Below are 22,287 nucleotides of genomic sequence, written 5' to 3'. Positions count from 1 at the left end.
TGGTAACATCCGGCGGAGAAAATTTTTTTGGGTGCACCGGTCCCTATCCGCCCCAGCGTTGCAGCTGTTTAAGGCTAACGGCCAGATCCTTAGGAAGCGGCGCTTCAAAAGTAGCCTTTTCGGACTTGCCAAAAGGGACGAACGCCAGCCGGTGTGCGTGCAGACTTAAGCGACTGATAAGCGGTCGCTCCTCCTGATCTTTACCGAGTCGGTAGCCCTTCCCTTTGATCTCGGAGAGGAAGAGGGCATTGCGGGTACCGTAAAATTCGTCTACCGCCAGCGGGTGGCCCAGATACTGAAAATGCACCCGGATCTGGTGGGTGCGGCCGGTTTCGATCTCGACTTCCACCCAGGAAAATCGCTGAAAGGTTTCCAGCGTCCGGAAATGGGTGAGGGCACTTTTTCCCTTACTGGTGGCGATCATCCGGCCGGGCCGCGACGGGTTGGGTGCAATGGGCTGGTCGATGGTGCCTGCTTCCCGGGCCATTGCACCTTCCACCAGCGCCAGGTAGGTCTTTTCGATCTCGTGCTGTTCGAATTGCAGGGACAGATGCCGGTGAGCATCCGTATGGCGGGCAAAGCAGATCACGCCGCTGGTATCCTTATCCAGGCGGTGCACTTTGATGATATCCCCGTACCGCTCGCGCAGCCAGTCCATCAGGTTAGGTTTGGCGGGATCGTAGCGGTCCGGTACGGCCAGCAATCCGGCCGGTTTATCGACCACCATCTGGTGATCGTCCTGGTAGAGGATGTCCACCCTGCTTTTCATATGGATCCGTTTATAATGGATTTAAATCTTTTTTTGCCCAGTGCGTAGTACTGCCAGACAATGCTGCCGTAAAAGCGCCCCCGCTCGTTCGGTGGCAGACCGTTGCCCGCTTTGGCGATCAGCCCGGCGTAATGCTGCCTTTTCCGGCTGAGTTGACCGATCTTGGGCAGGAAGGTCCAGTGAGCCCGCACGATCGCTTTGATGTGGGCAAATTTCCCCTGAAATAAGAACAGCCCACCGGCTACGCCGTCCAGGACCATACGGGCCGGGATCAGCCAGCAGAGTTTGAGGCCGGATTCGTTTTTCCAGATGGTATACAGCGTATTGCGAAAATTGAGATAAGCTTTGTTGGGTGCCTGGTAGTTCAGGGTGCCTCCACCCAGATGGTAGACCACGCTTTCCGGAACGACCTGGATCTTGAAACCAGCCCTCTTTAGCCGCCAGCACAGATCGATCTCCTCGGCGTGGGCAAAATAATCGGGATCGAAACCGCCAATGCGGTGAAAAAGATTAGCCCGTACAAAAAAGGCCGCACCGCTGGCCCAGAAGATCTCCTGCTGATCATCGTACTGCCCCTCGTCCGTTTCGGTGAGATCAAAGACGCGACCGCGACAGAAAGGGTAGCCAAGGTAATCGATCCAGCCCCCGGCGGCACCGGCGTATTCAAAAGCCGAAGGATTCTCGTAGGATAGGATCTTGGGCTGGCAGGCGGCCGTTGCGGGATCTTCTTCCAGCAGCCGGATGATCGGCTCGATCCAGCCGGGCTGCACCTCCAGATCGGAATTCAGCAGGATATAGTAATCGGATTCCACCTGGCGCAGCGCCCGGTTGTAGCCTTCGGCGTAGCCGTAGTTCTTTTTCAGATCGATGCGCCGGACCTCCGGCCGGTGTTCCTCCAGCCACGCCAGAGATTGGTCGCCGGAGCCGTTGTCGGCCACGTAGACCGTCAGATTCTCATAACTGCTGTTGAATACGGAAGGTAGGAATTTTTCGAGATATTCCCGGCCGTTGTAATTCAGAATGACGACCGCCACGCTGGCGGTACTTTCGGCAACCGGACTCTGCTGCGCTTCCAGTCGGTCGAGCAACTGCTGACTGCTCTTGCGGTCTTCGGCCAGTTGGGCTTTCAGGCCTTCCAGATCGGGAAAGCGGGCATCTTCCCGGATAAAGCCGACGATCTCCAGATAGAGTTCTTTACCGTAGAGGTTGTCCTGAAAATCGAAGATATTGACCTCGATGGTGCGGTGGCCGGCATCGGCCAGGCTCGGTCGGTCACCGATGTACAGCATACCGCCGTAGCGTTGCTCTTCGTGGTAGACGTGTACGGCGTAGATCCCGTGCGGTGGTACCAGTTTGACGGAATCCTCCAACTGAATATTGGCAGTAGGAAAACCCAGTTTTTGCCCCAGTTTCTGTCCGTGCACCACATTACCCGAAAGGGGAAAAGGATGGCCCAGCAGCAGATTGGCCGTGTCGATATCCGCCGCATTGAGCGCTTTACGGATCTTGGTGGAGCTTACGGAAAGGTCATCGACCTCCTGCTTGGCGATCTCCACCACTTCGTAATCGGCCTGCTCGCTGTACCACTGCAGGTAGTTCAGATCGCCCTGGCGATTCAGACCGAAGCGGTGATCGTAGCCGATAACAATGTATCGGGGCTGGAATTTCTCGATCAGGAATTTCTGGATGTACTCGTCGGCGTGTTGCTGCGAGAATTCGATGGTGAAGGGCACCACCACCACATTATCCACCTCGTACTGTTGCAACAGCCGCACTTTCTCCTCGGTGGAGGTGATGAGTTGCAGCGAATTATCCCGCGGGTAGATCACCTGACGCGGGTGCGGGTGAAAAGTGATGACCACACTTTCCCCGTCGATGCTTCTGGCCAGGTGATTGACTTGTTGGATAATCCGTTGGTGGCCGCGATGTACCCCATCGAAAGAGCCGATGGTGATCACTGCATTTTGAAACCTCGGTAGATGATCCAGATCGTAAAATACTTTCATAGCGACGCAAATGTAGAATTTGCGCGGGGGATTTCGGTGATTTTAGCGGTAAAATTCCCCCGCGCAATTTTATCCCGGTATCGGCTGAAAAAAAAGCTGTTTAAGTCTTTTCATGCTTACCGGAGGTACCTATTCTCCAGGATTAACCAAAATGTCTTGGGAATTGTTATTAATTTTGAACCTTAAACGCACAGAAGTGTAAAAGTGTATAAGTTTAGGCGCCGGATGGTGCGCTTTCACTTGCTTCGACCAATTTGCACCCGTTCACACACAAGCATTCGTAATGGATAAATCAAAAATAGTACGAGCCTTAGCCAAAGTGATCGATCCGACTACCGGGCAGGATATCATTACCCGGAGTATGATCCGCGATCTGGAGGTAGAGGGCAATAATGTGAATTTTACGCTGGAGTTATCTTCGCTGGAAAGTAAACATAAGCAGGATCTGAATTTCGCCTGTATCGGCGCGATCCAGGAGGTCTATCCCGAAGCGGAGGTCAATGTCCATATGGTCAGTGTGAATGCCGGTGCCAGTGAACCGACCACGGTTTTACCGCAGGTAAAGAATATCATTGCCGTGGCTTCCGGAAAAGGAGGCGTCGGTAAGTCTACAGTTGCCGTCAATCTTGCCCTGAGCCTGAAACAGACCGGCGCCAAGGTCGGGATGATCGATGCGGACCTCTACGGCCCGTCCTTGCCCACCATGCTGGGCCTGCAGGGAAAACGGCCGACGGTCCAGCAGGTTTACGGAAAGCCCCGGATCATGCCACTCGACTATCAGGGAATGCCCGTGATGTCCATCGGTTTTATCATCGAACCGGAGCAGGCCGTGGTACTGCGCGGACCCCGACTGGCGGGCGTCATTAAGCAGTTTATCAGCGAAACGGTCTGGCCGGACCTGGATTATATGGTGGTCGACCTGCCGCCGGGAACCGGAGATATCCAACTGACGCTGGTCCAGTCCGTGCCCATCACCGGCGCGGTCATGGTCACCACGCCGCAGGAAGTGGCCGTGGTGGATGCGGTGAAAGCAATGAATATGTTCCTGCTGCCCCAGGTGAACGTTCCCATCCTCGGCGTGGTGGAAAATATGGCCTGGTTTACGCCCAAGGAACTGCCCGACAATAAATATTTTCTGTTCGGAGAAGGTGGCGGCAAAAAGCTGGCCCGAATGAGCAATTCCATGCTGCTGGGGCAGATCCCGCTCGTACAGGGCATCCGTGAAGGCGGAGACGCCGGACGCCCGGTAGTGGAAAGGGACGACGATCCGATCAGCAAGGACGCTTTCCGCCAGGTAGCCCAAAATACCCTGCGTCAGGTGGCGATCCGCAACGAAATGATCGCTCCTACCCAGATCGTGAAAATGAAGCAATAGCAGAGCCGTTGCTCTACGTCTTTACTGACCCGGTACGGACGAGCGCGCTCCGGTGACTATAGGGAAATTCGGAGCCCAATTTTATCCGCAGGGGCTGAAAGTGAAGCCGCCCGGTCCGGTTTGTGCAACATCCTAAACCGGATTTAAGGCGTATTAACGCCCAGACTGGAAAAGATTGTGTAAATTTGCAGCGGTAGAAATCATACTACCGGCAAGACGATTTCATTTAAAGACAAACACATGTCTACCTCTGAAAAAAAGGAATTATTACAACGAATTGATCTGGCACTCAACGATGTCCGGCCCCACCTCAAAGTGGACGGCGGAAATGTCGAAGTTGTAGATGTAACGGAAGACAATATCGTTAAGATCAAATGGCTGGGCGCCTGCGAAAACTGCAATATGTCGGTGATGACGATGCGCGCCGGGATCGAACAGGCCCTTCGTAGTAAGATCCCCCAGATCCAGTCCGTTGAGGCCGTTAACGGTATCGAACTGAGTTAAGGAAGCGGGAAATAGGATGTGAACGTATAGGTCCATGGATCGCATCATCCATCACACCTTAACACCACAACACTCCAACACATCAATATCCTAATACATCACCACTCCAACACCTCAACACTTCAATTCCCTACATGACCAGAAATGACATCTTCGAACAGATCCAGCAGAAAAGATCCTACCTCTGCGTTGGGCTGGATACGGATATCAATCGCATTCCCAAACATTTATTAGACCGGGAAGACCCGGTTTTCGAATTCAATAAACAGATCATCGACGCCACGAAAGATCTGTGTGTGTCTTATAAACCCAATCTCGCATTCTACGAAGCCATGGGGCCGGCCGGCTGGGAAAGCCTGGCCAAAACGCTGGAATACATCCCCCGGGAACATTTCACCATCGCCGACGCCAAACGCGGCGATATCGGTAATACGTCCGGACTGTACGCCCGCGCCTTTTTCGATACCCTCGATTTTGACGCCGTGACCGTTGCCCCCTACATGGGCGAAGATTCGGTAAAACCCTTTCTGGAATTTCCCGGAAAGTGGGTGATCCTGCTGGCGCTTACCTCCAACAAGGGAAGCGGCGATTTCCAATTGACCATCCAGGAAAACGGCCAGCCATTGTACGAAAAGGTCATGCGCCGGGCCATGGAGTGGGGGAGTCCCGAGCAGTTGATGTTCGTCGTGGGCGCTACCCATCCGCAGAAATTTGAGGAGATCCGCCGGATCGCGCCCGAGCACTTTTTGCTGGTGCCCGGAGTCGGCGCGCAGGGTGGAGACCTGGAAGGGCTCAGTCGCTACGGGAAAAATGACCTCGTCGGCCTGCTGGTAAACTCTTCGCGGGGCATCATCTACGCCGGTGACGGACCGGATTTCGCAGCCCAGGCACGGGCGGCGGCGGAAAAGGTCCAGCAGCAAATGGCGGCAGTATTGGGCTAATTGTCATCGACCTTTTTGGGGAACTATGGTTTTGTTTCCACCTTCGCCAGCTAATTGTTGTTCATATCCTGCTGCGGGGATCTCCGGCAACCGCACAAATCCAAAACAACGCCATGCGCCAAAAAATAGCCGTATTTCTCTTTGATGGATTCTCCGATTGGGAGATTGCTTATCTCACTCCCGAGATCAATAAAAGTGAACGGTTCGACCTGGTCTACTTTTCGGAAAGCGGGGACGCCGTGACTTCCATGGGCGGCCTGGTCATCCAACCCACCACTTCGCTTCCTGCCCTGGCAGCCGAAGAGATCACCCTGTTGATCCTGCCCGGCGGTACGGCCTGGGAAAGCGGGACCGTTACCGGTATGGACGATCTGACGAAAAGCCAATATGAGCAGGGGAAACCAATTGCGGCCATTTGTGCGGCAACTACTTATCTCGGCCGCCTGGATCTGTTGAATGAACTGAAACACACCAGTAATGACCCGCAGTATCTAAAAAGTATTGCTCCCCAATACGCCGGAGAACAGCATTACCAGCACTCCCTGGCGGTGACGGACCGTAATGTGATCACGGCAAATGGCATTGCTCCCATCGAATTTGCCCGGGAAATTTTTAAAATCATCGGATTGTACGATGATGAGCAGATCGAAAAATGGTATCAGTTATTTAAAAATGGGGTCTGGAGTGAGTAAAAGAAGAATCTTGGGACGTCTCGATAAAATAGGGCTGGTTTAAAATACTCTCAATTCACAGGGAGATGAAGCAGTTGAAAATTCTCGATAATACCTATTATCAAATACTGATCGGGCTCCTGGGGGCCCTGGCCCTGTACAATCTGTACACTGCGATTATAAGCGGAAACCTATGGGGGAGCTTACCGGTCTTCATCCAATCCATATTGATCTATCTTCTGATCTCCAAACATCCGATCAGCAAGATCGCCGTCAAGCTTTGGGTGATCATCGCTTTTTTCGGCGCTCAGGGGGCAAAACTCACCGGGATGGGAATACAAGCCTGGACGAAGCAGATGCGGGGAGACGCGAACGCCTGGGAAATGATAACTACTGACCGGGCGATATACAGCTTAATTTTCCTGCTTGCGGGAGTGATCATCTGGATCCTGAACAAAGGATTCGGAACTGTTGTAGAAAATAAAGCGTCAGACGGAAAAGAATAAGGGGCAACTTGTAAGCCTGTTCAAACCCTATTTATACTTAACTTACCGACCATCCATCCCGGATGAACACCGTGTGGAACGATTAATATCAAAAATTATGGAAGAGCAGCATCGTACGCAGTTGGAAGACTATTTTCTGTCAGCTCCGGCAGCAGCCCAGGAAAAGCTGCAGGAATTACGTGACATTTTGCGAGGAGTCGCACCTTCTGCCAGGGAATTGTTGAAGTGGGGGAAGCCGGCTTTTGAATCAAACACGATCCTGTTTGCCTACGCCGCTCATAAAGCTCACCTAAGCTTTATTCCAACCGGCCCGGCGCTGGAGCCATTCAAAAAGGAATTATCGGGATATACGGTAAAGAAGGATTCGGTTCAGTTTCCCTATGACCAGCCCCTGCCCGGGGAGCTCATCCGCAAGATCGCACAATACCGGAAAGAGGATGTCGAAGAGCGGGGCGCCAAATGGAAGTATTAATTTTAGAAAAATAGCGGGGGAGGAGCGGCAAACACTATCTTGCGCTATCCGGATGAGCATATCTGCTGACCTAGCGAAAGCAAACATCTTCAAAATTAACACCTACACCTTATGAAAAGAGGCTCTTACGCCTTCCTACTCCTCGTGCTGATCGGTTGTGGGGCGGGCGCTACCGTTGACCAAAATGAGATCCTTTGGGACAGTTGGGGCATTCCCCACATTTACGCTACCCACGACAGCAATCTCTACCAGATGATGGGCTGGGCCCAGATGCGCAACCATGGCAATCTGGTGCTTAAACTGATGGGAGAAGCCCGGGCGCGATCCGCGGCGTACTGGGGGCGTGACCTCGAGCGCGACCAACTGCTGCACCAGCTCGGCCTGATCGATGCTGCGGAACGGGCCTTCGCCGGATTATCCGAAGAAGACCGAACGGTAGTGGAAGCTTTCGCCAAAGGCATCAATGCCTACGCCGCCCAACATCCGGAAGCTATCGATAAGGAGTACCGCGTGGTCCTTCCGGTAGAGGCCCGGGATATCATTTACCATTCTACCCGGGTGTTTTATTTTGAATTTCTCATCAACCGGAATCTGGGAACGGCCCGAAAATGGGCACCCGGATCGAATGGCTGGGCCGTAAACGGCTCCCGGACCACTTCGGGTAACAGTATGTTGCTGGCCAATCCCCACCTGCCCTGGAACGATTTCTGGTTGTTTTTTGAGGCTCATTTCGTTACCCCTACCAATAATCTCTACGGCGTTACGCTGGTGGGATTACCCGTCCTGGGTATCGCCTTTAACGAACAGCTGGGCTGGACCCACACTGTCAATACCCTGGATAACGTAGACTATTACGAACTAAACCTGCAAAATGGTCAGTACCTGCTGGATGGAGCATACCGGGACTTCGAAGTGGATAGCGTCCGGATCGTTTCCGGAACGGATGCAAATGCCGGGGAAAAATGGGTAGTGAAAAAGCGATCCGAATTCGGTATGGTAATCGAAACCTCGGGAGACAGGGCTTTGGCCGTCACCTGGCCCAATATGGACGGAGAGACCAATCCTCTGGGACAGTGGAAAGCAATGGGTGAAGCCCACGATCTGCAGGAATTCCAACGGGCACTGGACAAAAACGCACTGCCGCTCTTCAATGTACTGTACAGCGACAAGCATGATAATATTCTGTACCATTTCGGTGGGCACGTGCCGCGAAAAAACGGAGACTGGAAAAAATGGCAGGGAGTTGTGCCGGCTACCGGGCGGGAGGAGCTGTGGAACGGCTATTATGCCGCCTCCGAACTTCCCGGATACCTCAATCCGGAGAGTGGCTGGTTACAGAATGCCAATGATCCTCCCTATACCAGTACGATACCCGCGCCGATCCAGCCGGAGGATTATCCGGACCACATCGCACCTAACCACATGAGTTTTCGGCCGCAGCGGTCGGCCCGGCTCATTCAGGAGGCCGATCGGCTGGATCTGAATGAATTCATTCGGCTCAAACACGATACCCGGTCGGAACTCGCACTTCGCCTGCAGGATGAATTCCGGCAGCTGATGAAGGAAACAACGGATAGCCTCACTCTTTCGGCCCTGGAGGTATTGACCAAGTGGGACGGTGCTTTTGAAGCGGATAGTGAAGGGGCCGTACTTTTCGCCAATCTGATCAACCAGGTCGGTAGTTCGAAATATTTCGAGACCCCCTGGTCCTATAAGGAGCCGCTGCGGACGCCCGACGGATTGAAAAATAGCGAAGCAATGCTCGCCGCGATCCGGAAAGCAGCCGAAACCCAACTGACCCAACTGGGAGCGCTCAATACACCTTTTGGTGACGTTTTCCGGATGAAAGTCGGGGAGCACGATTATCCCGGCAACGGCGGTCCCGGCAATCTGGGGATTTTCAGGACCATGAACTACGCACCCGGGGTGGACGGTCGATGGCAGGTGGTACACGGAGATACCTACATCTGCGCGACTGAATTCGGAGAGCAGATACAGGCCAAAGCCCTGCTGACCTACGGTAACGCTACCCAGGCGGATAACCCTCACCGGGGGGATCAGTTAAAACTGGCTGCGGAAAAACAACTGAGAGAAGTGTGGCTCAGCCGGGAGCAACAGGAAGCGCATCTCGAACTTTTGGAAAAACTGGAAGATATGTAGGTTTCGTTACACCCGATCGGGCAGACGGATTTTGATACCGTTACTTTTTGGGAATTGACCGTTAAGGAAGGGATTAAGACTTTCTAAGTTTCAAAAACTTAGAAAGTCTAAGAAAGTCTGAGAAAGTCAAAAAAAGCCGGACTGCCACAACCGTGTAACCTACTAAATTCCTATAAATGAAGTATTTGAGTGCTTTCTTTCTGATGTTTCTTTTTTTTAATCCTTTCCACACCCAGGCCCAGCTCGATTTTCGGGACTGTTATCATCCAATCATCAATAAGGCGGAATTAGCCATAACGGCCTACGATTATCAGCAGGCTTTGAAGTTGTACCAACAGGCGTTTGGCGCGGTAGAAACGGGATTTGGTCGCGATTACCAAAATGCCGCTTTGTGTGCCATAGAGCTCGAAAAGTACGATCAGGCCATTGCTTTCCTGGAGAAATTGGTAGCTAAAGGAGTAGCTAAAGCGTACTTTGAAGAGAACCGGGCCCGGTACGGTAAACTGGATGGCCACGGATATGACGCCTTTCTGGATCGCTACGACGAGATCCGGGCAGCTACCTTTGATCAAACGACGAATCCGGAAGTGATTGCCCGATTAAATGAAATGAGTACCAGGGACCAGATGTTCCGGCATGAGTTCGAGACCTACCGGGATACCATTTGGAAAATTGATGCCGAAAATGCGGCAGAGTTGGTGGATATCGTCGATGAGTACGGTTTCCCTTCCGATGAAATGATCGGCCTGTTTTCGCCGACCGCCAACAATCAGGATTACCATCTGATCTTTGTCCACCAAATGAAAAACTGGAAAAGCGATACGACCCTGATCGATCTACGGCCGATGGTGATGGATGCGGTCCGCCAGGGAAAAATGTCTCCCGAGAGAGCGGCTGTGTATCTGGATTTTGCCGAATCCAGGATCGGTGGGATCGGCGGTTACGGTAGTAGCGGGATCATCAAGTTTGGCCGGGCTCCGGAATTTTATCTGTTTGATTATGTTGGAGAAAGAAGGGAAACGATCAACGCCAACCGCAGTCAGATCGGCTTGTTTGATCTCGACGACCTCGAATCGAAATTGAGATTCCTTTTCATTACGGAAGAACAAAATTCGAAGTTCAAGTTATTGGATATGGGAGCGGCCGTTCACAATTATCCGAAGGAGGTGAAATCCCGGTTGGAATTGAAGGTGTTGGAGTAGCTGGAATGCGGGTGTGTTAAGACTTTCTAAGTTTTCAAAACTTAGAAAGTCTCAAAACTTAGAAAGTCTTAACAACCAATTAGTTATAACTGCCCGCTACATTCGGATCACCCTTCCCATCGTACTTCGCTTTCCGGGGGTAGGGGAATACGGGGCGGCTCATGGTCACCCGATCACCCTCTTTTTTCGTCAGCGTCACCCGCTCCGGTGCCCGGTCGTTCTCGACCCAATCCCGTACCAGTTGCAGCCAGTCCGCCTGATCGGGGCCAGGGCCGCCGCCGCAGTGCAATACGCCCGGCAGCAGATAAAGCCGGGTGAAGTCCATAAAATCAGCATCCGCCTTTCCGATTGCTTCGTAGTGTTGGATCGTGGCCAGAGCGGAGAGTGCCGGGTCCGCCCAGCCGTGGGTGAAGATCAGTTTACCTCCGCGGGCCTTGAAAGCGGAATAGTCGGTCGAAGTGGCATTGAGGTAGCTGGCGGCATAGCGGGTGTCTTCCGTCAGTCGGGTGAAGTCATAGGCTGTGTAATCCCAGTCCGGATCCTGAAAGACGAGGTATTTGAACATCTCGGTGCCAAAACCGAATTGTAAACTGGGGATCTGCAGGCCTTTGATCAGTTCCTCATCCGGTCCGACGATCCAGCGGAACCAGCTCAGCGGTTCGTTCTCGCAGCCCGGCGGAAAACCCGGGTAAATACCTTTTCCTTCGATATGGACACCATCGTAGACGGTCTGGATCGCCCGTAGTTGCTGCTTGGTAAAACAGCCGGCACCGGCCTGATCGTCAGGGCAGCGGGGAAAAGCGGACCAGTCCAGTTTACAGGCGGTCGGATCGTTCAGGATATTGTCTTTTACGCCGTCCAGCTCATCACACTGGGCCAGTACGGTTTTTTCCAGTAATTGAATATTCTCCCGGGTGATGACCGGCTCATTCATTTGATTCGGATCGGGATAGATCTGGCGGATATTCTGAATGAATTCCGCACCGATAGCGGGCCAGTCGAAAGCGGGAGCTGCGGCCACAATACCATCAAAATCTTCCGGGTAACGCTGTGCCTCCATCATCGCCTGCCCTCCTCCCCGGGAACATCCGAAGAAGTAGGAGTAGGCCGGATCCGCGCAGTAAAAATGGTGGATGATCACTTTGGAGACCTCGGCGGTACGATGAATGGCCAGATGACCAAAATTCACCTGGCGTTCCATATTGTGGTAGGCCCAGTCGGCCTTCAGACCGCTACCCCGGTGGCCGGTATCCGTGCCGGAGGTGGCGTAGCCCTGGTGTACGCTCCAGCGCGCCGAATTCTGAATGGTGCCGACAAAACCGCCGCCGCCACCCATGGCAAACCGACCGTTCCAGGTCTTCGGCAGCAGCAGTTCGAAATTGATCTCCTTACTGATCACACCGAGCACCTTGCAGTAGGTGCTGCCTTCCGTTTCTTCGGTCGCTTCCAGTATCCGGACGTCTGCCAGACGGAGCTGTTTTATTTCCTCGCAACTGATGCAGGCCGCTCCACCGTTTTCCGGTGGTTGCTGGGCCGATAAGAATAGCGGCAAAAGCCCTACGAATACAATTGAAATAATGAACGGTAGATTTTTTGATCTCATAATGCCTTGCGTTTTGTACGGCGGAATATGCCGGAATACTATTGACAAAATAAGATAAAAAAATCCGGGTTAAATCTACCCCAAAAACCAGAGGCTGTTTAAGAACACCACCGGAAATTAATAGTTAATTCAAGTTGCGAACTTGAATTGTATAAAGTAGATGGTAGAGCGTAGAGAGACTGCAACCGTTAAAATGAGCGATTTTGCTCCATTTTAACGATAGGTAATCCCTCTACCTAAGTTACTTCGCAACTTAGAATAGTTAGCTAATTGCCGCTCTAAAACTGGCCCAGCTAATCTGTTCCGGAAGAATGTATTCGGTGGCCTGAACGGAGCGGCGAATATCTGTCCAGGGTTCCTGGCTACTCACCGCACCGATGGTGACAACCGCCTCCCCGGCCCGGCGAATACGTACGGCCGGGAGCAGGGCTTCTTCACAACCGCCCCATCCGATGAATTCGAGCTCGATATCCCGTTTGTCCAGTCGGAGCGGATCCCCGCCGTTCCGGATCTCCAAAAAATGATCGTTGATGAATAAGGTGGCCGGCTGTGGCTGGGTTTCGGATCGTTGGCGGAAGAACAGCATTGCTCCAAGCACAACGAAAAAGCCACCGACCAGCCCGGCGTGGAGCCCGTGCGGTAGTTGAAAAAATGCAATGAGGATCATGTGGAAGAGCAGCACCGGAAGGGCCAAAAAGCGGGTGAAATACCAAACGTCCCGCAGGTGTTCCCGGTAGGGATTCGGGCTTAGCGCAATTTGCAGTGTGGTTCCTGGTGTTGTGGAATGGATCAAGGTCATGGCGAAAAATTGGGTTTAGGTGAATACAGTCAATCTCCTATTCCTTTTTTATCGCAAAAGTTACCCCTATGGTTACCTGTTAGGATACATTTAACAATCCGAATTCCATTCCACGGACTTCGGCCCGGGATTTTCTTCGGGGAACAGGATAGTTCGCAACTGTTCCCCGAAGAAGATCATTTAGCGCTTGGCCAAACCCGATTCCGCCAGCAGCACCAGCAATGCATACTGTACGCCTTCATAGCCGTCCTTGTTTGCCCACCATTCGAGCAGGGAGTGCGCCCGGCCACCCACGCCGCCGCGACCGATGGTCACCGCGGGGATACCCAGCGAAATGGGAATATTGGAATTGGTAGATCCCCGGCGGAGGTGCGGTTGTTTATCGAAAGGGCCCAGAGCGGCCATGGCCCGTTGGATGAGTGGTAGTTCCGGGGAAAGTTCTCCCGAAGGCCGGTTGCCGATCATCTCGATGGTGACGGTCAGTTCGCGACCGCCCCGGCGCAATTCGTTCTGTTCTTTCAGGCCACGTTGCATGGCTTCTTCCAGGATCACTTTGAGATCGTCGAGCCGGGAGGGTTCTACGGAGCGGGTATCGATCTCCATCCAGGAAGTGAACGGAATGGAATTGACGGAAGTGCCGCCGCCTATCCGGCCGATATTATAGCTGGTCCGCGGACCGGTCTCTGTGTATTTATCGGCAGCCTCCACAAAATAGCGGATCGCAGCGCCTAGTGCGTGGTGCGGATTGGCGAGTCCGAAAGCGCCCCAGGAGTGCCCGCCCGGTCCTTCAAAAGTAACGAGGTAACGGTACGAACCAAGCCCTTTACAGTTGATGGCTCCCAGATCGCCCCCGTCAATAGAGATCCAGGAGTCGATCCCGGGACCGTTCTCACCGAACAGGTATTTGACGCCGCGCAGATCACCGAGCCCTTCTTCGCCGACCGTGCCGATAAACAGTACGTCGTCTTCGGTCTGGAGCTTGGTCTCATTCATGGCCCGGAGGACGGAGAGCATAATGGCCAGTCCGCGACTGTCATCGCCCACGCCCGGTGCAAAGAGGGTGTCGCCTTTCACAGTTACCGACACATCGGTTTCCTCGGGAAATACCGTGTCCAGGTGAGCGTCCAGCGCAACCGTACGATCGCCTTTTGTCCCCTTCCGGAGCGCGATGACGTTACCTTCCGCATCGATCCAGGCGGAATCTACGCCGATCTCGACCAGCATATTTTTAAAAGCCTCGGCGCGGACTTCTTCTTTAAAGGGCGGTGCCGGGATTTCCGTGAGCTTGATGGTCTCCTGCACGGTCTGCTCATCGGTTCTTTTGATGAGCGCCAGTGCCCGCTTCACGGCGGGATGGGAGGTCAGCGCTTTGATCTCTTTCTGGTAGGAAGCTTCGACCTGAATATTATCTTCTTCCTGTGCCGCCAGCAGGCCGGGCAAAAGCAGGAATAAAAAAGTAAAGTAGTGTTGTCGTATTTGCATGATGGAAATTTTTAAAAGCACTATTAGGGAAAGACAGCCGCCAGATAAGCGGGAATAGGGCTGGGGACCGGATCTCATTATCCTGCACACCTGACGTATTCGTTTTCCAGGGCTTATTTTACTCCGGCGGAATTATCCCACCAGCCATTCTTTTTTCGAATGTAAACAATTTGGCCGGTGTGGTAAGCATTGTGGCTACAAATATTCGCGATAGAAGAACGCCATTCCCGTAACTGTTCGTCGGTGGCCATTTCTACGACCTGCTCCCATTTGGTTTGCAGGCTGTCCAGTTGACGGACGGCTTCCTGCCACTGATCCGCATCGAAAAGCTGAAAGGTGATCTCATTATCATCGTTAAAATCCGGTGGGGTTTCTCCCTGAAATGCGATCAGGATCCTTTCGTTCCAGAAGATCAGATGGGATACCAGTTCACCGATAGAATGATTAGCGGTACTGTCCTTCCAGTTGGATTGTTCGGCGGTCAGGTTTTGAACGGCCCGCTGCGCCGGCACGAACCAGTCCTGATTGCTGTGGGTGTTGCGCAGTTGTTCCAGCAGGATCTCCCGTATGGCGGCCTGATCTTCGGATGGGCTACAACTCAGCAGCCCCAATCCCAGGATGATAAGCGAAAAGTATTTCATAGAAAGCGATTACTGTGACGAAACAGGGGCGTGTTATTAGTGCATGAATCGGTGAGGATATGGGACGAAATGGTAATTTACCGATCCATCATCTGCAACACCCGTTCTACCGGCAAGGCTTCAACGGTATGACCACTACCGGTCAGGGTACGGGCCGCGAACAACGAATTGATGATCGCCTCTTCGGTAGCTTCGATCGTTGCGAGAAAGATCGGGGAAACGACATCATTGTGCAGCACTTCCTGGGTAAGTGTACGCTTCTCGGGACTGTAGGGAATACGCAGGCTTTCCGCCGTGGAAAACGCAATGACATAATCCCCACTGCCGTTGGAGGCGATACCTCCGGTTCGGGCCAGCCCCAGCATCGCCCGTTTGGCCACCCGTTTCAGGTTGCGGGCATCCAGGGGCGCGTCCGTGGCTAACACCATCATGCAGGAGCCGTCGGCGGATCCTTCGATCTGACGCTTAAAATAGTATTGCCCCAATTCCTGGCCGACTGGCTTACCGTTGATGGTCAGCACGCCGCCGAAATTAGTCTGTACCAATACGCCAACCGTGTAACCGCCCAGGCTCTCCGGCAGCTTTCGGGATGAGGTACCGATACCGCCTTTGAACCCAAAACAGATGGTACCGGTTCCGGCCCCGACATTGCCCTCGGTCACCGGACCGGATTCCGCATTGGCAATGGCTCCGAGCACATCTTTTTTCCGAACGTGGCGACCGCGAATATCATTCAGGTAGCCGTCGTTGGTCTCTCCGACCACACCGTTCACGGAACGGACATTTTCGTTGCCGGGCAGATCCAGGGTGTAATCGATCAGGGCCTCCACGGCAGTCGGCACACTCAGGGTATTGGTCAGTACAATAGGCGTTTCCAGATTGCCCAGTTCCTCGACCTGACTGTATCCGGCCAGTTTGCCGAAGCCGTTCCCCAGGTAGATCGCTGCGGGAACTTTCTGTTGGAAAATATTGCCGTCGTAGGGCAGGATCGCCGTGACGCCGGTGCGAACGGACTTTCCGCGGATCCGGGTCGTGTGACCCACCTTTACACCCGGCACATCGGTGATGGCATTATGCGTTCCGGTGGGCAAAACCCCGATGATAACCCCGGATTCACGGGGGCGATCCTGACTGTTGGCGGAGGAAGAATACAGCATAAGCAGGAAAAGTAAGCTTAAGGTGGTATAGTGCATGATGGTATCGGCTTGACGTTGGAAAGTTAGTTTCTGCACGTAAAATAAAGCTTTTCCGGAGCTATTTCAGGATGAGTGCCAAAGTTTACCACCCTATACCAATTAGTTTGCCAAACCCTCTCTCCCTTTAAATATACCGTTCGCGTTTCTGCAGATTAAGCAGTGCCGTAAGAATAAACACGACGGCACCTACACTGAGAAAAATGCGATTTTTCCACACCACCTGCTGCCAGGTTACCTGACTGAATCCACGGGCCATATCGAAAGGATTGAGGTAGAGGTCCCACATGGTGTTCTCAAAGATCTCGCTGAAAATACTGAGGGCGACCCCCAACAGGACGATGATCACCGCAGTGGCGTTGCCGTTCTTCACCCTGGTGGACAACAAAAAGGCCAGACTGCCCAGAAAGCACATGGGAAAGATCAGTTGGGTGGCCAATTGCAGCGGATTGATCGGATACAACAGCCACGAACCCAGAGCGGCAAAGAGGAACAGCAGAATAAAAATTTGGGTGAAGATCAACACCAGGCGCACCAGCCACACTTTGTAGCGATAATCCGGGATGCCGAAGAGGATCTCCAGCATGCGGGCGTCTTCGTCCCGTTGGATCCCGAAGACCGTGGGATAAAATATGAGCAGTATCCCCGGAAAAAAGGTCAGCTCGTAAAGCGTACCGATATTGATGTCGACATTATCGAAAACACTGACCACCATAAAAAAAATATAGAAGGCGAGTGCGGCCAGCAGGAACAGGAAGAACCGCCCGGCGAAGATGATCTTCAGGTTATATCGTACCAGTCGGCTAAGGAGTATCATCGAATTGCGCATTATCGTACTATATTTTTCAGCAGACACAAATAGGCATCTTCCAGCACCGGTTCGGTCGGAACGGCCGTTTCCATGGGTTGCGTACGGGAAATACAGCGCACCCGGATCTGGTCACCCTCCCGCAGGTGATTCACCACGACCTGCTCCTTTTCGGTCTGATGGAGGTCCCGGGCGGGGATAACGTATTCCCAGACCAGACCTTCCGCCAGTTCCAGCATATCCTGCGGCGATCCCTGGTATTTTACACTCCCCTTATCGATGACCGCCAGTTGATTACAGGAACTGGCAATATCCTCGATGATGTGGGTAGAGAAGATGACGATGCGTTCCCGGCTGAGTTGTACCAACAGGTTCCGGAAGCGGATCCTTTCCCGGGGATCCAGACCAGCGGTCGGTTCGTCCACTACCAGTATCCGCGGCAGGTGCAGCAGGATCTGGGCAATACCGATCCGCTGTTTCATACCGCCGGAGAAGGAGCCGATCTTTTCGTCTTTGCGATCCAGCATGTTGACGGCGCCCAGCACGTATTCAAGCCGATCTTGCCGAACCTGATTGTCATAAAGTCCTTTCAGAATTGCCTGGTAATCGAGGTAATTCCAGGCCGACATATTTTCATAACTCCCGAAGGCCTGCGGAAGGTAGCCAATCAGTCCCTGCAGTTCTTCGCGTTGCTCCTGCGTATCGATGCCGTTGATCCAGATCTTTCCGTAGCTCTGGTCGAATATCCCGCTGATCGTTCGCATGAGGGTAGACTTACCGGCACCGTTCGGACCCAGCAGACCGTACATGCCCGTACTTATTTCAAGAGATACGCCGTTGAGTGCCTTGAAGGGGATCGTCCGTTTACCCAGTACCGGAATGCTACTGATGAGCCGGTAGTAAAAACGTTTGATCCGGCCTTTGAGGCGCTCGATCTTGAGTTGCTTGCGGTGCAGATAGCTGGACGAACGGTAAATGATGAGCGAAAGATACCAGAACAGTCCAAGCACCAGGGCGTATCCCAGGCCGTCCCACTGGTTGTTGAGTTGCACCAGCAGGATCAGCGGACTGACCCAATAGAGGATACCACCGAGTATTCTGCGGATGCGGTGCTGCCAGCGGTTGTCCCCGGCAGCCAGGGTGGTATCGATCGGTTCCCACATTTCCAGCAGTAAAAAGTAAATGCCTACTCCCAGCACGGCGGTCCAGAATCCTCCGTTCAGGTAGCTGAAGGTAAACCAGCACAGAAAGACCAGCAGCGGGATCTGCCAGATAAATTCGCGCAACAGCAGTTGCCAGCGACGGCGTCCCTGACTCGCCCGGTGGTATTCGGCCAGCGCTTTGCTGCCCGACCATTCCCGGGCAAACCGGCCCGGGCGGCCGTAGATCTTGACCAGGTTCTGGATTCGGATATGGAGGTCTTCTCCCGGAGGGATCAACTCCGCTTTGGCCCGCCGCAGACTGGTGCGAATGAAATAGGTAATGGCCGGCACCAGGAAGAAAAGCAGCAGGATATCAGCCATTTGCCACAGCAGGGAAGATACCCGGAAGTATACAAGCAGGGCGCCGGCCGCAACGATGCCGATGTTGAGGGCTTTCACCCACCAGGGAAGTTTCCGGAACCAGGTAATGGTGTTTTCCAGACCCAGGTAAACCGTGGGGATCACCACCAGCGTCAGCAGGGTGCCCAGGGCCAAACCTCCGATCACGGTGATCGCAAAGGGCGCACCGATCAAACTGACGTATTCCGCCGTGCCGAGGGCCAGCGGGAACATGGCCACGATGGTCGTGATGGCCGTGATCAGGATGGGCCGTAAACGGTGCAATCCTGCCGTCATCAGAGCCCGGGTTTTCCGGTAACCTTGCCGCCGCAGGGCATTAACGTAGTCGATCATGATGATACCGTTGTTCACGATGACTCCCAGCAGGATCAGAAATCCCGTCAGCGTATTGGCGTTGAACAGGCTGTTGCCCGTAATGAACAGCGCAAGCAGGGCCCCGGTAACGGCCATCGGTACCGAGAACAACAGCACAAAAGGAGCGGAAAGGGATTCAAAAACCGAAGCCAGAATGATGAAGATGAGCAGAATGGCGGCTCCGGCCAGGGCTTTGAAATCCTTGAACTGATCCTCCGCTTCGACCATTTCAATGGCGATCCCCGGCGGAATGGGATAACCGGCGATCAGCGACTGGATACTGGCCTGATGAGCTTCGAGCAGATCTTTGGTCTGATCCACCTGCCAGGACCGGCTGTAGACCACTTCGATCTGTTTTTGCTGATTGATCCGGCGGATCTCATCGCTACCTTCGCCGGTACGAATATTGGTGAAAGTGGCCATCTCGTGCTGTCCGCCGTTGCGATCGGCTACTTCCAGTTTCCGGAGATCGTCGATCGTTTTGGCTTTGGGCTCGGCTTCCTGGCGGTCGCTTTCCCGGATGATGATGTTGTATTCTTCGTCGGCGTACTGAAATTTGGTGTCGGCCGGGGATTCCTGCCCGAAATCACGCAGGGCCGTAGCGATATTTTGCGGAGTGATCTCATTGCGGGCCAAAGTAAGTGGATCAAAAGCCAGCTGGACCTCGGGACGGCTGCCGCGGATACTTAAACTGGAACTGCGGGTCCCTTCCAGGTTCTCGACGTAGTAAAAGATGTCCTGCGCCACCCGTTGCAGCAGGGCGTAATCTTCGCCCTTCAATACGATCTTTTCCTGATTGTTGCCAAAGCCCATCAACTGGCCGAGGGCGTCCATGCCGCCGATGCCGCCGCCACCGCCTTCCGAACTTTGCTGGGAAAGGCTGATGGTAGCGCCCCCCACCTGATTGCTCAGCTTACTGACTTCTTCCTTGATCTCATAAAATGTACGATCCTTAATGTCTTCGAAATCTTCCTGGAGGATGAGACTGACCACCGCGTCTTCCTCCTGGATGCGGCTATTGATGTCTTTTTTCTCCGCGATACTTTCCAGTTTAGCTTCAATTTCCCGGACGATCTTATCGGTTTTTTCAATGGTTGTCCCTTTGGACATGGTGATGAATACGTCGATCTGATCGGAAGCCACTTCTTCCGAAGTACTAATGCTGACGGCCAGCACGGCAAAGGTGGTAATGAAAAACAGGAGTAATCCCCCGATGATGGTGCGGGCGGGATACCGCAAACTACTTTTCAGCAGTACGAGATAGAGCCTTTCCGTTCGGGTTCTGGCTTTGGACTGGCCGAAACTGATCTTCTGCCTGTTGGAATACCACCCGAGCACGATGTAGGCGAGTACCGGGATCAGCAGCAGAGCTACCAGCAAAGACACCACCAGGGTGGAAATGATGGACACCCCGATGTGTTTACCGATCAGCGCGATCAGGTAGTTGCCAAAAAACAGGAAAGGTAGAAACACGGTAGCGGTCGTCAGCGTGGCCGCCAGAATGGCTTTAACCACCCCGGAAGCTCCCTGGCTGACCGCCTGTTCGGGGCTGGCTCCCCCGGCCACCAATCGGTAGATGTTTTCCAGTACCACAATACTGTTGTCGAGCAGCATACCAACGGCCAGGGCCATGCCTACCAGCGTGAGGCTGTTGATACTGATGCCGGCGCCGTAGAACAGGTTGAAAGCAGCAAAGACCGAAATGGGAATGGACACTGCGATCACGGAGATCAGGCGGAGGTCCTTGAGGAATATCCACAGGACAAATACGGCCAGCAGACCGCCGATCATCCCCAGATTGATGATCTGCTGGATATTACTTTCCATGCGATCGGCCAGATTTCGCTGGACCACGATCTCCACGTCTTTGGCTTTGAGCTTTTCATTGAGCTGATCGATCAGAGCCAGGCACTGGTGAGAAAGATCGATAATATTGGCCTGGGAAGCTTTGGTGACGGTCAGCGAGATGGCATCTTTCCCGTTTACCCGGCTGATGCTGGTCTCTTCGTCCACCCCGAAGGATATTTTCGCTACATCCTTCAGTAGAATGGGACCGGGAGCCATCACGATATTCTCGATGTCCCGGACATCGGCGTATTCCGAAGCCGTACGGATGAAATACCGGTAATCGCCTTCGTAAACGAAACCGGCCAGGGCCCGGCTGCCGGAATTCTGGGTCAGGCGCGAACGGACACTTTCCGGTGTGATATTATGCGGTTCGCTGGCTTCCTTGTCGAGCAGGATCTCCAGATTTTTTTGCCGTCCGCCGAATACATTGATCGAGGCGATACCGCTCAGGTTCTCGAAAGCCGGCCGGATCTCTTTTTCGCTGACGTTGCGCAGGCGGTCGGTACCACCGCTGCCCCGGATCTGCAATTCCAGGAACTGATTGGTGAGTTGCTGCAGGTCTATTTTGGAAACGTTCACCATCAGGTCTTCCGGAAGCTGCCGCTTCACGGCGTCGATCTTTTGCTGAAGTTTCAGGTAAACGTATTTAAATCGCACATCCTGTTCAAAGCTAACCTGAATAAAAGCCTGATTGCCATTGATCCGGGTCTCGATCTTTTCCACGCCTTCGAGCGTACCGATCGCCCCTTCCACCGGGATCACACCCTGCTGCTCCATATACTGCGGGCTCACCTGGGTGAGAGCGCCTACCTGCACGAACAGCATCGGCAATTCGGCATCGGGCAGAAGTTCCACCGGCAGTTGTTTATAGGAAATGTACCCCAATAGGGTCAGCCCTATGAAGATCATGCAAATGGTTACCTTTCTGTGGATTAGGTTATTCATAATCAAATATCAATGGCAATGGCACTTACAATGGCAATGGCAATTACAATAGCAATGGCAGTTCAATCTTGAAGTTTTCGACATTAAGTATTTCATTCCCGTTTGTTATTGATCATTTTTGAACCGATAGCAATTAATTCTTCGCATTCAACTAAAAGCCAGGCCCCTTTATCATTTTTTCCGATACCTGTGTATCTGAGTATCTTCAATGAGCACCTCGACTCTTTCAGCTCCTTTACCACCAGGCTCATTTTATTGATGAAATCTTTTCTGGTTATCGTACCCTGCGCTTCTCCGTAATTCAATGCACTCCCGCCTGAGGATCGGATAAGTTGATCACTGTAGTATTTCCCTTCATAGGTCTTAGGTATAGTTTTTATAAAAAACACGACCTCGCCTGCAAACCGAACAAGCCTTTCCTCATAATTAAAGAGTGGTTCCATTTT

The 22,287-nt window shown here is 53.1% G+C and carries 18 protein-coding genes; 8 read left to right on the top strand and 10 right to left on the bottom strand.

From position 1 onward, the window contains the following. Positions 1–43: 43 nt before the first annotated feature. A complete protein-coding gene (locus tag CRP01_RS16890; protein ID WP_099151255.1) occupies positions 44–769 on the bottom strand; it encodes an RluA family pseudouridine synthase in 726 nt (241 codons plus the stop codon). Next, entirely contained in the window at positions 766–2,775 is a 2,010-nt protein-coding gene (locus tag CRP01_RS16885) for a bifunctional riboflavin kinase/FAD synthetase (protein ID WP_099151254.1), read from the bottom strand. The genes CRP01_RS16890 and CRP01_RS16885 overlap by 4 nt, the downstream gene beginning before the upstream one ends. A 283-nt stretch (positions 2,776–3,058) precedes the next feature. On the opposite strand from CRP01_RS16885, the gene CRP01_RS16880 reads away from it, so the two are divergent. The 8 genes from CRP01_RS16880 to CRP01_RS16845 all read left to right on the top strand — a co-directional run bounded on the left by CRP01_RS16880 (position 3,059) and on the right by CRP01_RS16845 (position 10,606). Continuing rightward, positions 3,059–4,150, top strand: coding sequence for an Mrp/NBP35 family ATP-binding protein (locus tag CRP01_RS16880; RefSeq protein ID WP_099151253.1), 1,092 nt, complete (start codon positions 3,059–3,061; stop codon positions 4,148–4,150). Positions 4,151–4,390: 240 nt separating this feature from the next. Then, complete coding sequence (locus CRP01_RS16875) at positions 4,391–4,654, top strand: NifU family protein (RefSeq protein WP_099151252.1); 264 nt, start codon at positions 4,391–4,393, stop codon at positions 4,652–4,654. A 134-nt stretch (positions 4,655–4,788) separates the two neighbouring features. Next, on the top strand, positions 4,789–5,595 hold the full coding sequence (pyrF, locus tag CRP01_RS16870) for an orotidine-5'-phosphate decarboxylase (RefSeq protein WP_099151251.1): 807 nt from the start codon (positions 4,789–4,791) through the stop codon (positions 5,593–5,595). Between the two features lie 113 nt (positions 5,596–5,708). Next, positions 5,709–6,287 carry a type 1 glutamine amidotransferase family protein gene (locus CRP01_RS16865; protein ID WP_099151250.1) on the top strand — a complete coding sequence of 193 codons (579 nt, stop codon included), beginning with the start codon at positions 5,709–5,711 and terminating at the stop codon, positions 6,285–6,287. Between the two features lie 65 nt (positions 6,288–6,352). Next, positions 6,353–6,772, top strand: coding sequence for a hypothetical protein (locus CRP01_RS16860; RefSeq protein ID WP_099151249.1), 420 nt, complete (start codon positions 6,353–6,355; stop codon positions 6,770–6,772). Between the two features lie 97 nt (positions 6,773–6,869). Next, on the top strand, positions 6,870–7,244 hold the full coding sequence (locus CRP01_RS16855) for an iron chaperone (RefSeq protein ID WP_099151248.1): 375 nt from the start codon (positions 6,870–6,872) through the stop codon (positions 7,242–7,244). A gap of 111 nt (positions 7,245–7,355) precedes the next feature. Next, positions 7,356–9,404 carry a penicillin acylase family protein gene (locus CRP01_RS16850; RefSeq protein WP_099151247.1) on the top strand — a complete coding sequence of 683 codons (2,049 nt, stop codon included), beginning with the start codon at positions 7,356–7,358 and terminating at the stop codon, positions 9,402–9,404. Positions 9,405–9,580: 176 nt separating this feature from the next. Beyond that, on the top strand, positions 9,581–10,606 hold the full coding sequence (locus CRP01_RS16845; RefSeq protein WP_099151246.1) for a hypothetical protein: 1,026 nt from the start codon (positions 9,581–9,583) through the stop codon (positions 10,604–10,606). 79 nt (positions 10,607–10,685) lie between these two features. Here CRP01_RS16845 and CRP01_RS16840 read toward each other — a convergent pair whose 3' ends face one another. The 8 genes from CRP01_RS16840 to CRP01_RS16805 all read right to left on the bottom strand — a co-directional run bounded on the left by CRP01_RS16840 (position 10,686) and on the right by CRP01_RS16805 (position 22,284). Then, positions 10,686–12,209: a tannase/feruloyl esterase family alpha/beta hydrolase gene (locus tag CRP01_RS16840; protein WP_099151245.1), complete on the bottom strand. Its 1,524-nt coding sequence runs from the start codon at positions 12,207–12,209 to the stop codon at positions 10,686–10,688. Positions 12,210–12,471: 262 nt separating this feature from the next. Continuing rightward, complete coding sequence (locus tag CRP01_RS16835; protein WP_099151244.1) at positions 12,472–13,008, bottom strand: hypothetical protein; 537 nt, start codon at positions 13,006–13,008, stop codon at positions 12,472–12,474. Between the two features lie 180 nt (positions 13,009–13,188). Then, entirely contained in the window at positions 13,189–14,490 is a 1,302-nt protein-coding gene (locus CRP01_RS16830) for a M20/M25/M40 family metallo-hydrolase (RefSeq protein ID WP_099151243.1), read from the bottom strand. Positions 14,491–14,603: 113 nt separating this feature from the next. Next, positions 14,604–15,131 carry a DinB family protein gene (locus tag CRP01_RS16825; RefSeq protein WP_099151242.1) on the bottom strand — a complete coding sequence of 176 codons (528 nt, stop codon included), beginning with the start codon at positions 15,129–15,131 and terminating at the stop codon, positions 14,604–14,606. 77 nt (positions 15,132–15,208) lie between these two features. Further along, a complete protein-coding gene (locus tag CRP01_RS16820) occupies positions 15,209–16,324 on the bottom strand; it encodes a DmpA family aminopeptidase (protein ID WP_099151443.1) in 1,116 nt (371 codons plus the stop codon). Between the two features lie 127 nt (positions 16,325–16,451). Beyond that, complete coding sequence (locus CRP01_RS16815) at positions 16,452–17,153, bottom strand: hypothetical protein (protein ID WP_099151241.1); 702 nt, start codon at positions 17,151–17,153, stop codon at positions 16,452–16,454. Further along, entirely contained in the window at positions 17,153–21,841 is a 4,689-nt protein-coding gene (locus tag CRP01_RS16810) for an efflux RND transporter permease subunit (protein ID WP_099151240.1), read from the bottom strand. Before CRP01_RS16810 ends, CRP01_RS16815 begins: the two co-directional genes overlap by 1 nt. Before the next feature lie 92 nt (positions 21,842–21,933). Continuing rightward, on the bottom strand, positions 21,934–22,284 hold the full coding sequence (locus CRP01_RS16805) for a four helix bundle protein (RefSeq protein ID WP_099151239.1): 351 nt from the start codon (positions 22,282–22,284) through the stop codon (positions 21,934–21,936). Positions 22,285–22,287 lie beyond the last annotated feature (3 nt).

Origin of the sequence: Flavilitoribacter nigricans DSM 23189 = NBRC 102662, from assembly GCF_002646595.1 — a bacterium.
In the GTDB taxonomy this organism is placed as follows: Bacteria; Bacteroidota; Bacteroidia; order Chitinophagales; family Saprospiraceae; genus Flavilitoribacter; species Flavilitoribacter nigricans.
Note: the sequence above shows the minus strand (reverse complement) of the source record. Positions and strands in the feature narration are given on the sequence as shown.

Bases quoted from the DNA above. Each gene is read 5' to 3' on its own strand.
- CRP01_RS16815 (WP_099151241.1), bottom strand. From the start codon at position 17,153: ATGCGCAATTCGATGATACTCCTTAGCCGACTGGTACGATATAACCTG.
- CRP01_RS16850 (WP_099151247.1), top strand. From the start codon at position 7,356: ATGAAAAGAGGCTCTTACGCCTTCCTACTCCTCGTGCTGATCGGTTGT.
- CRP01_RS16830 (WP_099151243.1), bottom strand. From the start codon at position 14,490: ATGCAAATACGACAACACTACTTTACTTTTTTATTCCTGCTTTTGCCC.
- CRP01_RS16805 (WP_099151239.1), bottom strand. From the start codon at position 22,284: ATGGAACCACTCTTTAATTATGAGGAAAGGCTTGTTCGGTTTGCAGGC.
- CRP01_RS16885 (WP_099151254.1), bottom strand. From the start codon at position 2,775: ATGAAAGTATTTTACGATCTGGATCATCTACCGAGGTTTCAAAATGCA.
- CRP01_RS16845 (WP_099151246.1), top strand. From the start codon at position 9,581: ATGAAGTATTTGAGTGCTTTCTTTCTGATGTTTCTTTTTTTTAATCCT.
- CRP01_RS16860 (WP_099151249.1), top strand. From the start codon at position 6,353: ATGAAGCAGTTGAAAATTCTCGATAATACCTATTATCAAATACTGATC.
- CRP01_RS16820 (WP_099151443.1), bottom strand. From the start codon at position 16,324: ATGCACTATACCACCTTAAGCTTACTTTTCCTGCTTATGCTGTATTCT.
- CRP01_RS16825 (WP_099151242.1), bottom strand. From the start codon at position 15,131: ATGAAATACTTTTCGCTTATCATCCTGGGATTGGGGCTGCTGAGTTGT.
- CRP01_RS16890 (WP_099151255.1), bottom strand. From the start codon at position 769: ATGAAAAGCAGGGTGGACATCCTCTACCAGGACGATCACCAGATGGTG.
- CRP01_RS16875 (WP_099151252.1), top strand. From the start codon at position 4,391: ATGTCTACCTCTGAAAAAAAGGAATTATTACAACGAATTGATCTGGCA.
- CRP01_RS16810 (WP_099151240.1), bottom strand. From the start codon at position 21,841: ATGAATAACCTAATCCACAGAAAGGTAACCATTTGCATGATCTTCATA.
- pyrF (WP_099151251.1), top strand. From the start codon at position 4,789: ATGACCAGAAATGACATCTTCGAACAGATCCAGCAGAAAAGATCCTAC.
- CRP01_RS16855 (WP_099151248.1), top strand. From the start codon at position 6,870: ATGGAAGAGCAGCATCGTACGCAGTTGGAAGACTATTTTCTGTCAGCT.
- CRP01_RS16880 (WP_099151253.1), top strand. From the start codon at position 3,059: ATGGATAAATCAAAAATAGTACGAGCCTTAGCCAAAGTGATCGATCCG.
- CRP01_RS16865 (WP_099151250.1), top strand. From the start codon at position 5,709: ATGCGCCAAAAAATAGCCGTATTTCTCTTTGATGGATTCTCCGATTGG.
- CRP01_RS16835 (WP_099151244.1), bottom strand. From the start codon at position 13,008: ATGACCTTGATCCATTCCACAACACCAGGAACCACACTGCAAATTGCG.
- CRP01_RS16840 (WP_099151245.1), bottom strand. From the start codon at position 12,209: ATGAGATCAAAAAATCTACCGTTCATTATTTCAATTGTATTCGTAGGG.